This window comes from Streptomyces sp. NPDC096012 (assembly GCF_040426375.1).
Lineage (GTDB): Bacteria > Actinomycetota > Actinomycetes > Streptomycetales > Streptomycetaceae > Streptomyces.
In genome coordinates this window covers 116,917-125,560 of sequence record NZ_JBEOTD010000024.1, presented here as the reverse complement: position 1 = coordinate 125,560, position 8,644 = coordinate 116,917, and the positions used below count along the sequence as shown (strand labels likewise).

Annotated in this window: 8 protein-coding genes and 1 pseudogene; 5 read left to right on the top strand and 4 right to left on the bottom strand. The window is 72.6% G+C overall.

The genetic code is table 11. The features are described 5' to 3' along the window. Nucleotides 1-77: pseudogene (locus tag ABVB68_RS22900) on the bottom strand (AIM24 family protein); the annotation flags it as partial. Nucleotides 78-431: 354 nt separating this feature from the next. Here ABVB68_RS22900 and ABVB68_RS22895 point away from each other — a divergent pair. After that, nucleotides 432-2,309, top strand: a complete 1,878-nt coding sequence (locus ABVB68_RS22895) for a CocE/NonD family hydrolase (RefSeq protein ID WP_353602968.1) — start codon at nt 432-434, stop codon at nt 2,307-2,309. Between the two features lie 130 nt (nt 2,310-2,439). On the opposite strand, the gene ABVB68_RS22890 is transcribed toward ABVB68_RS22895, so the two are convergent. Genes ABVB68_RS22890 through ABVB68_RS22880 form a run of 3 tightly spaced genes read right to left on the bottom strand, consistent with a single transcriptional unit; the run spans nt 2,440 to nt 4,693 of the window. Beyond that, nucleotides 2,440-3,300: a 5-oxoprolinase subunit C family protein gene (locus ABVB68_RS22890; protein WP_353602967.1), complete on the bottom strand. Its 861-nt coding sequence runs from the start codon at nt 3,298-3,300 to the stop codon at nt 2,440-2,442. Beyond that, nucleotides 3,297-3,944, bottom strand: a complete 648-nt coding sequence (locus tag ABVB68_RS22885) for a 5-oxoprolinase subunit B family protein (protein WP_353602966.1) — start codon at nt 3,942-3,944, stop codon at nt 3,297-3,299. The genes ABVB68_RS22890 and ABVB68_RS22885 overlap by 4 nt, the downstream gene beginning before the upstream one ends. Further along, complete coding sequence (locus tag ABVB68_RS22880; RefSeq protein ID WP_353602973.1) at nt 3,941-4,693, bottom strand: LamB/YcsF family protein; 753 nt, start codon at nt 4,691-4,693, stop codon at nt 3,941-3,943. The genes ABVB68_RS22885 and ABVB68_RS22880 overlap by 4 nt, the downstream gene beginning before the upstream one ends. A gap of 196 nt (nt 4,694-4,889) precedes the next feature. On the opposite strand from ABVB68_RS22880, the gene ABVB68_RS22875 reads away from it, so the two are divergent. The 4 genes from ABVB68_RS22875 to ABVB68_RS22860 all read left to right on the top strand — a co-directional run bounded on the left by ABVB68_RS22875 (nt 4,890) and on the right by ABVB68_RS22860 (nt 8,301). After that, nucleotides 4,890-5,609 carry a DUF969 domain-containing protein gene (locus tag ABVB68_RS22875; protein WP_353602965.1) on the top strand — a complete coding sequence of 240 codons (720 nt, stop codon included), beginning with the start codon at nt 4,890-4,892 and terminating at the stop codon, nt 5,607-5,609. Further along, on the top strand, nt 5,606-6,580 hold the full coding sequence (locus tag ABVB68_RS22870; RefSeq protein WP_353602964.1) for a DUF979 domain-containing protein: 975 nt from the start codon (nt 5,606-5,608) through the stop codon (nt 6,578-6,580). Before ABVB68_RS22875 ends, ABVB68_RS22870 begins: the two co-directional genes overlap by 4 nt. A gap of 63 nt (nt 6,581-6,643) precedes the next feature. Beyond that, entirely contained in the window at nt 6,644-7,294 is a 651-nt protein-coding gene (pcp, locus tag ABVB68_RS22865) for a pyroglutamyl-peptidase I (protein WP_353602963.1), read from the top strand. Then, nucleotides 7,294-8,301: a DUF2891 domain-containing protein gene (locus ABVB68_RS22860; RefSeq protein ID WP_353602962.1), complete on the top strand. Its 1,008-nt coding sequence runs from the start codon at nt 7,294-7,296 to the stop codon at nt 8,299-8,301. Before pcp ends, ABVB68_RS22860 begins: the two co-directional genes overlap by 1 nt. Nucleotides 8,302-8,644: the final 343 nt, after the last annotated feature.

Below are 8,644 nucleotides of genomic sequence, written 5' to 3'. Positions count from 1 at the left end.
AGGCCGTCGCCGGAGCACTTCATCAGGGGCGCGCCCTCGCCGGTGATCCAGTCACGGGCGATCTGCCGGACGGCCGGCGCCGCGGCGTCACAGCGCTCGGGCACTCCTCGCCGCATGCGGCAGGCGGCACCGGTGCCGTCCAGCCCACCGGCCCACTGGGACACAGCAGGCATTTCCACCTTCGGCTCCTGCAACATCCTCCACGGGGAAGGGACTTGCCACCTCCCATCGGCAACACGGCGGACACACAGCACCGTTGACTCGTTTCAGTGCTGACCCTAGGCTCGCTCGCCATCGGTTCCGGCCAGGGTTCGCACACATGGCCCCGTTCCCGACATGCGTGCGGCCGTCCGTCGCCGCCATGACGGGCGGGGCGCTGCCGCTCGACCGGAAACGCCGTTCCGCTCCGTTCCGACGACTCGGGAGAGTATGTGAACAGACGTCGCGCGTCCGGCTGGGCCACCTCGGTACTCGTCACCACGCTGGCGCTGACCGGCGCAACCGCCGGCCCCGCCGGCGCGTCACGGGCCGCCGCTTCCGCCCGGACCCCGGCCACGGCCGTCGCCACCGCGACCGACGGCATCACGCACGAGCAGAACGACCGTGTCCCCGAGGGCTCGGTCTGGACCCAGCACTACTTCCCGTCCTCGGACGGCTCCGGCGCCGAACTGCACGGCGACCTGCTCATGCCCGAAGGCGTACCCGCCACGCGGAAGGTGCCGGTCATCCTCTCCATCGGCCCGTACTTCGGGCACACGGGCCAGACGGGCCCCGAGGGCTGGACCCACACCGGTCCCTCGAACCGCTTCCAGGACTTCATCGACGGCAGTGACCTCTTCGCCCACGGCTACGCGTTCCTCATGGTCGACCTGCGCGGCTTCGGCGGCTCGACCGGCTGCCTCGACTGGGGCGGTCCCGGCGAGCAGGCCGACGTGAAGGCCGCGATCGACTGGGCCGCGCACCAGCCCTGGTCCACCGGCGCGGTGGGCATGTACGGCAAGTCCTACGACGCCGTCACCGGCCTCATCGGCAACGACCTGAAGCAGTCCGCGCTGAAGGCCGTCGTCGCGGGCGAGCCCCTCTGGGACATGTACCAGTACATCTACTCCAACGGCGTGCCCCGCCCCAATGTGACCGGAACCGCGAACGCCTACAACGGCATCGCCACCATGGCCCCGCTGCCGGACGACGACGGGCACTACCAGGCGAACGCCCGGTACGAGGACACCCACCCCGGGTGCCTGACCGGGAACTCGGCCGGCTACCGGATATCCGACCAGAAGGACCCGTTCTGGACCTCCCGTGACCTGGCCAGGATGGCCCGGGGCACCAGCACGCCGCTCTTCGTCACCCAGGGCTTCATCGAGAACAACACCAAGCCCGAGGAGATGCAGGAGTACCTCACCAACCACAGGGGCCCCGAGCGCGGTTGGGTCGGCCAGTGGGACCACGTGCGTGGTGGCGACCGGGTAAGCGACGGTCGCCTGGCCATGGGCCGCGGAGGCTGGTACGACGAGACGCTGTCCTTCTACGACCAGTACCTCAAGGGAGTCCGGCCCTCGGTCCGCTACCCGAGGTACTCCGTCGAGGACTCCACCGGTCACTGGCGGGCCCAGGACACCTGGCCGGTGGTGGAGCGGAACGTCACCCTCCCACTGGGGAGGGGCAGTTACGTCGACGACGGCGGTGCCTCCGCCCGCGCCGGCCTTGCCGCGGCCGGCACGCCGGCGCCCAAGGCGGTGCAGCCGTCGGGCAACTGGGACATGGAGCACGCCCCGGCGACCGAGCAGCCGGCGCCCAAGGGGCTGGCCAAGGGGATCGCGAGGAGGCAGCAGGCCGGTGAGACCGGCTCCAGCTTCTTCGTCTGGTCGCGGCCGCTCGCCAGGGACGTACGGCTGACCGCCACGCCGAACATCTCGCTGACCGCGAGGGGCGAGGGCAACATCATGCTCAAGCTCTACGACGTCGGCCCGGACGGCAAGGCCGTGATGTTCGACGAGCAGGTCTCCCTGCTGAAGGCGGGGCGGATGAGCGTCGACCTCAAGGCGACCGACTGGACTCTGGCGGCCGGGCACGTCCTGGCCGTGGAGATCGGCTCGATCCAGACCGGGTCGTGGCGTGACACACCGTCGGGCCAGACCATCCATGTCTCGGGCGCCGTGCTGAGGCTGTCCCTGGACGACCCGTCCGACGACGTGGCCACCCAGGGAGACCGCTCACCGTACCTGGACACCTACCTGCGCCAGTACACGGTGGACCTGCCGGCCGGTCCGGCGTCCTTCACCGTGACACGCGGCGGGCACATCTGATCCCACCCTCACCGGCCGGCGCCGGACGGCACGGCTCCCAGGCCCCCTTCGGAGCACCGTCCGGCACCGGCCCGGGCGCCGGGCGACGCCCGCGGACGCGGACGACGTCACGGGCCCGAAACCGGGCCCGTCATGCCAGCGTGAAGCGCACCGGCGTCGCCACCGCGGCCTGGGCCACCGCCGCCAGGGCGGCGTCCGCGACGACGCCGATCACCGGGTAGCCGCCCGTCGTCGGGTGGTCGTGCAGGAACACCACCGGGCGCCCGTCCGGGGGCACCTGGACCGCGCCGAGAACCATGCCCTCACTGGGCAGCTCGTCCGTCGACCGGCGTTCCAGAGGGGGTCCTTCGGTGCGCAGCCCGATGCGGTTGCTGTGCGGGGACACCCGGTACGTGGCCGAGGTGAGGGTGCGCAGTGCCGCGGCGGTGAACCAGTCGGCGCGGGGGCCGGGCCGCAGCGGCAGGACGAGTTCGGTGGGCGGCGCCGGCCAGGGGGCGGCGTCGGGTACCGCCGCCGCCCACCGGGCCGGGGCTCCCAGCGGCAGGACGTCCCCGTCGCGCAAGGGCGCCGGGCCGAGCCCGGAGAGCAGGTCCGTCGAACGGCTGCCGAGGACCGGCTCGACGGCGACGCCCCCGGCGACGGCCACGTACGAGCGCACGCCCGCCGTCACCGTGCCCGCGTCCAGAACGGCGCCCGCGGGCACCCGCACCGGCGCGCCCCAGGCCACCGGCCGCCCGTCGACCGTCACCGGGCAGGGCGCCCCGCCCACCACGACGGTGACGCCGCGGTCCGGGCGCAGGGCGCAGCCGGTCAGGGTGGTCTCCAGGACGGCGGCCCCGGGGTCGTTGCCGACCAGCCGGTTCGCGAGTCTCCTCGCGGGCTCGTCCATGGCGCCGGAACGCGGCACCCCCAGGTGTGCGTGGCCGCGCCGGCCGGAGTCCTGGACCGTGGTGAGGGCGCCGGATCGTACGACGGTGAGCTTGGCGTTCACGCCGCACCGGCCTCTGTGACGAATCGCACCCGGGTTCCCGGTACGAGCAGCGCCGGTTCGTCCCGCGCGAGGTCCCACAGCCGAGCCGGGTCGGGCATGGTGCCGATCAGCTGCCAGCCGCCGGGGGTGGCGCGCGGGTAGACCGCGCTGTAGGGGCCGGCGAGCGCGACGGCTCCGGCCGGCACCCGGGTACGGGGCGTACCGCGGCGCGGCACGTGCAGTTCCGGGGGCAGTCCGGTGAGGTAGCCGAAACCCGGCGCGAAACCGCAGAAGGCGACGCGGTAGGTGTACGAGGAGTGGCGTGCGGCGACCTCGTCGGCGCCGATCCCCCACAGGGCGGCCACGTCGGCCAGGTCCGGCCCGTCGTAACGCACGGGGATCTCCATCGTTCCCCGGTCGTCGGCGGCCTGTGCCGGAATGTCCCGGTCGGCGAGCCGGCGGGCCAGCGCCTCGGGGTCCGCGACGCCGTCCAGCAGGACGGTCCGCGCTCCCGGCACGATCTCCTCGACCGGCGGCAGGGTGCCCGCCGCGCGCAGCCGCAGCAGTTCGGCGTGGAAGGCCCCGGTGCGCTCCGCGTCCGGCAGTTCGACGAGCAGTGCGTGACGCCCGGCGGGACGGATGTCCAGCGGTCGGCGCCGGTTCATGCGAACGCCCCGACCGTGACCCCGGCCGTCTCGAGTGCCTCGCGCACGCGTGCCGCGATCCGGGCCGCGCCCGGGGTGTCGCCATGGACGCACAGGGAGCGCGCGGCCACCGCGACGGTGGTGCCGTCCACGGCCTCGACCGCGCCCTGTATCGCGAAGCCGAGCGCCCGCCGCACCACCGCGTCCTCGTCGGTCACCACGGCGTTCGCCTCGCGGCGCCCGACGAGTGTGCCCTCGGGGGTGTAGACGCGGTCCGCGAAGGCCTCCGGTATGCCGGTGAGCCCCGCGTCCTCGGCGGCGGCGAGCAGCCGCGACCCCGGCAGACCGAGCACCGGCAGCGCCCCGCCGGCGAGCCGCACCCCCGCCACCACGGCGGCGGCCTGCTCGGCGTCGCGCACGGTGCGGTTGTAGAGGGCGCCGTGCGGCTTGACGTACGCCACCTCCGCCCCGGCGGCCTCGGCGAAGACGCGCAGCGCGCCGATCTGGTACGCCGTCTCGGCCGCCAGTTCGTCGCCGGGCACGTCCATCGCGCGCCGCCCGAAGCCGGCCAGGTCCCGGTAGGACACCTGGGCCCCGATCCGCACCCCGCGCTCGGCGGCCAGGTCACAGACGCGCCGCATCACGGAGGGGTCGCCCGCGTGGAAGCCGCAGGCGACGTTGGCGCTGGTGACGACGGAGAGGAGGGCGTCGTCGTCGGTGAGGGCCCAGCGGCCGAAGCCTTCACCGAGGTCTGCGTTGAGGTCGATCATCACGCTCGGAACGTAGTCGATTGTTGAACGATCCGACAAGGGGCCGATTTCGCCGTTCGGTACATCATTCGGCCTCTCCCCCTTGTTCCATCGTTCAACGATCCCCTAAAGTCCGTGCAACCCACACGGATCCGAGGTCCCCCGGATCCGTGCCGCCCCTGGCGCTGTGCCCCTTACGCCTGAAGAAGGCCACCGCATGATCGTTCTTCTCGGTGTGGTCGTGGTGATCCTCGGATTCGTCACGCGCCGCAATCCCGTCCTCGTGGTCGGCGTCGCCGGTATCGCCACCGGACTGCTCGGCAGGATGAGCCCACTCGACATCCTCGCGGCCTTCGGCCGGTCCTTCGCCGACAGCCGCTCGGTCACCGTCTTCGCCATCGTCCTTCCGGTGATCGGGCTGCTGGAGCGCTACGGCCTGCGCGAACAGGCCCGCAATCTCATCGGCCGCCTCGGCGGCCTCAGCGCCGGCCGCTTCCTCGCCGTCTACCTGCTGGTCCGCCAGGTCACGGCGGCCTTCGGCCTCAACAGCATCGGCGGTCCCGCGCAGACCGTGCGGCCACTCGTCGCGCCCATGGCCGAGGCCGCCGCCGAGCGCTCGGCGGGAGCGACGCTGCCCGACCGCCTCCGCGAGAAGGTGCGTTCGTACTCCGCCTCGTCCGACACCGTCGGCGTCTTCTTCGGCGAGGACTGCTTCATCGCGATCGGCTCGATCCTGCTGATCACCGGCTTCGTGAACTCGACGTACCACCAGGACCTGGAGCCGACCCAGCTGGCCCTGTGGGCGGTGCCGCTCGCCGTCTGCGCCTTCCTCATCCACGGCGCCCGCCTGTTGCTCCTGGACAGGCAGCTCCAGCGCGAGATGGCGCTGGCCGCCGCCGAGCACGACCTGCCGCTTCCGAAGGGGACCACCAAGTGATCAAGGTCGAATGGCTGTACTGGCTGGTGGGTCTCGTCTTCGTCGTCATGGCCGTGCAGATGGCCGCCGACCGCAGCAATCCCAAGCGGTGGACGTCCGCCGCCTTCTGGGGCCTGCTCGGGCTCACGTTCCCGTACGGCACGGGGGTCGCCAACGCCACCGCGGGTGCCGGGGGCTGGACCCTGCCCGCCGAACCGCTCGGCGTCGCGGTCCTCGCCCTGATCGTGCTGGCCGGCTTCAACTTCCTCGGCAAGGGCGTCCCCGACACCACCACGAACGAGCAGCGCGAGGCCTCCGCGGCCCGGCTCGGCAGCCGCATCTTCATCCCCGCCCTGACGATCCCCCTCGTCGCCATCGTCTGCGCCTCCCTGCTCGACACGTCCGGGCTGTTCGAGACGGGCAAGGCCACCCTCCTCGGACTCGGCGTCGGATGCCTCGCCGCCCTGGTCGTCGGCATGCTGGTCACCGGCGAGAAGAAGCTCTCCGTCCCGGTGCACGCGGGGCGTTCCATGCTGGAGGCGATGGGTTCCGCCCTGCTGCTGCCTCAGCTCCTCGCCGTGCTCGGCTCGATCTTCGCGCTGGCCGGAGTCGGCACCCAGGTCGGCAAGATCGTGAACGGTGTCCTGCCGGACAACTCCAGGTACCTCGCGGTGATCGCGTACTGCCTCGGCATGTTCCTGTTCACCGTGATCATGGGCAACGCCTTCGCGGCGTTCCCGGTGATGACCGCGGCGATCGGCTGGCCCGTCCTCATCGAGCAGATGCACGGCAACGTCCCGGCCGTCCTGTCGATCGGCATGCTCGCCGGCTTCAGCGGCACGCTCTGCACACCGATGGCGGCCAACTTCAACATCGTCCCGGCGACACTGCTCGAACTGAAGGACCAGTACGGACCGATCAAGGCACAGATCCCGACGGCGCTCCCGCTGCTGGTCTGCTGCACCGCGATCATGGCGTTCTTCGCCTTCTGAGCGCTGGTGGCGCCCGCCTTCCGATCCGCCCTTCCCGACCGATCCGACCCGCAAGGAAGTGCCATGACCCGTGTCCTCATCACCGGCTTCGCCCCGTTCGACGGCGAGAGGGTCAACCCCTCCTGGCAGGCGGCCTCCCTCGTGGCCGCCGAGCCGCCCGCCGGGCTCACCGTGACCGCCACAGAACTCCCCTGCGACTTCGGCAAGTCCATCGACGCGCTGCGCGACGCCATCCGCGCTTCCAACCCCGACCTGGTCGTCTGCCTGGGCCAGGCCGGCGGCCGCCCCGGCGTCACCGTCGAACGCGTCGGCATCAACATCGACGACGCACGCATCCCCGACAACGCGGGCAACCAGCCCATCGACGAACCGGTCGTCCCGGGCGGCCCCGCCGCGTACTTCTCCACCCTCCCGGTGAAGGCCTGCGTCGCCGCCCTGCGTGAGGCCGGTGTCCCCGCCGCCGTCTCCCACACCGCGGGCACGTTCGTCTGCAACCACGTCACCTACGGCCTCGGTCACCTCATCGCCACCGAGTTCCCGCACGTCCGCGGTGGTTTCGTGCATGTCCCCTGGGCGCCGGAACAGGTCACCGACGGCACCGCCCCGGCCCTGGAGCCCGCCACGGTCGCCCGCGGAGTGCGCGCCCTGCTGGTCACCGCGGCCGACTTCCCCGCGGGCGAGGACCTGCCGGTCACCGAGGGAGCCACCCACTGATGCCGCTCACCGCCCATGCGGCCGCCTTCGCCCGGCTCGCCCTCGCGAACGTCACGCGGGAGTACCCCAACTTCCCGGCCCATCTGGTGACATCGGCGGACGAGCAACTCCGGCCGGCCGCTCTGCACCCGGCCTTCTACGGCGCCTACGACTGGCACTCCTGCGTCCACATGCACTGGCTGCTCGTCCGCCTGCTGCGCCGCCACGGCGGAACGCCGGCGTTCGCCGAGACGGCGCCGGTCGTCGGCGTGCTCGACAGTCACCTCACCCCCCGGAACCTCGCCGTCGAGGCCGCCTACCTCCGCGACCGGCCGTCCTTCGAACGACCGTACGGGTGGGCCTGGCTGGTCGCGCTCGCCGCCGAGTGCCGGGCGTACGGGGGTGCGGCGGGCGCCCGCTGGGCCGCGGCCCTGACGCCGGCGGTCGCCGTCGTCGACCGGCTGCTGGCCGACTGGCTGCCGAAGGCCACGTATCCGGTACGCCATGGGAACCATCCCAACAGCGCCTTCGCACTGGGACTCGTACTCGACGCGGGGCAACTGTCCGCCGCGACCGCCGAGGCCGTACGGCGGCGTCTGCTGGACTGGTTCGCCGACGACCACGACGCGCCCGTGCACTGGGAGCCGTCGGGCCAGGACTTCCTGTCCCCGGCGCTGACCGAGGCCGACGCGATGCGCAGGGTGCTGAGCGGCGACCGGTTCGAGCAATGGCTCGACCGCTTCCTGCCCGCGCTGCGCTCCGGCGCCCCCTGCCCGCTGCTGGACGTGCCCGTCGTCTCCGACCACGCCGATCCGCAGATCGGCCATCTGCTGGGCCTGGCCCTCAGCAAGGCCGCCGCCCTGCGCTCGATCGCGTCGGCCCTGCCCGGCGGGCCGGTGCGCACGCGCCTGGCCGAGGCGGCCGAAGCGCACCTCACCGCGGGCCTGCCCGCCGTGGACCGCGGCGACTTCACCACCGACCACTGGCTGGCGTCCTTCGCCACGCTGGCCCTCGACCCCGCGGAGTGAACGCCGCGGTCCAGGTACACGAACGGCACTGCGCCGCAGATCCCTCGGCGGACCGATCGCCCTCCTCGGCGCACTCGTCGTCCGCCCTCCCCTGCCGCCCGGGCGGCGGGGAGCAGCGGCGACCCGATCGTCGACGGCGACGCACAGGCCGGTGGTCACCGCACCGACGACTGGGCCGCGGCCCCCACCGTGCCCGGCCGGACCCGACGACGGCCACGCGGTGCCGGCCGGCACCTTCCGCCTGACCGTCGGCCGAACCGCCCAACTCCGTGGTCCACGCGGACCCTTGACGAGTACACGTACAGCACAAAGAATGAGCGCGCTCTGTCTGACAACGTTGTCC

What these genes read in the sequence shown, in the direction of transcription:
- pcp (WP_353602963.1), top strand. Translation starts at nt 6,644, where the DNA reads ATGACCCGTGTCCTCATCACCGGCTTCGCCCCGTTCGACGGCGAGAGG.
- ABVB68_RS22860 (WP_353602962.1), top strand. Translation starts at nt 7,294, where the DNA reads ATGCCGCTCACCGCCCATGCGGCCGCCTTCGCCCGGCTCGCCCTCGCG.
- ABVB68_RS22885 (WP_353602966.1), bottom strand. Translation starts at nt 3,944, where the DNA reads ATGAACCGGCGCCGACCGCTGGACATCCGTCCCGCCGGGCGTCACGCA.
- ABVB68_RS22875 (WP_353602965.1), top strand. Translation starts at nt 4,890, where the DNA reads ATGATCGTTCTTCTCGGTGTGGTCGTGGTGATCCTCGGATTCGTCACG.
- ABVB68_RS22880 (WP_353602973.1), bottom strand. Translation starts at nt 4,693, where the DNA reads ATGATCGACCTCAACGCAGACCTCGGTGAAGGCTTCGGCCGCTGGGCC.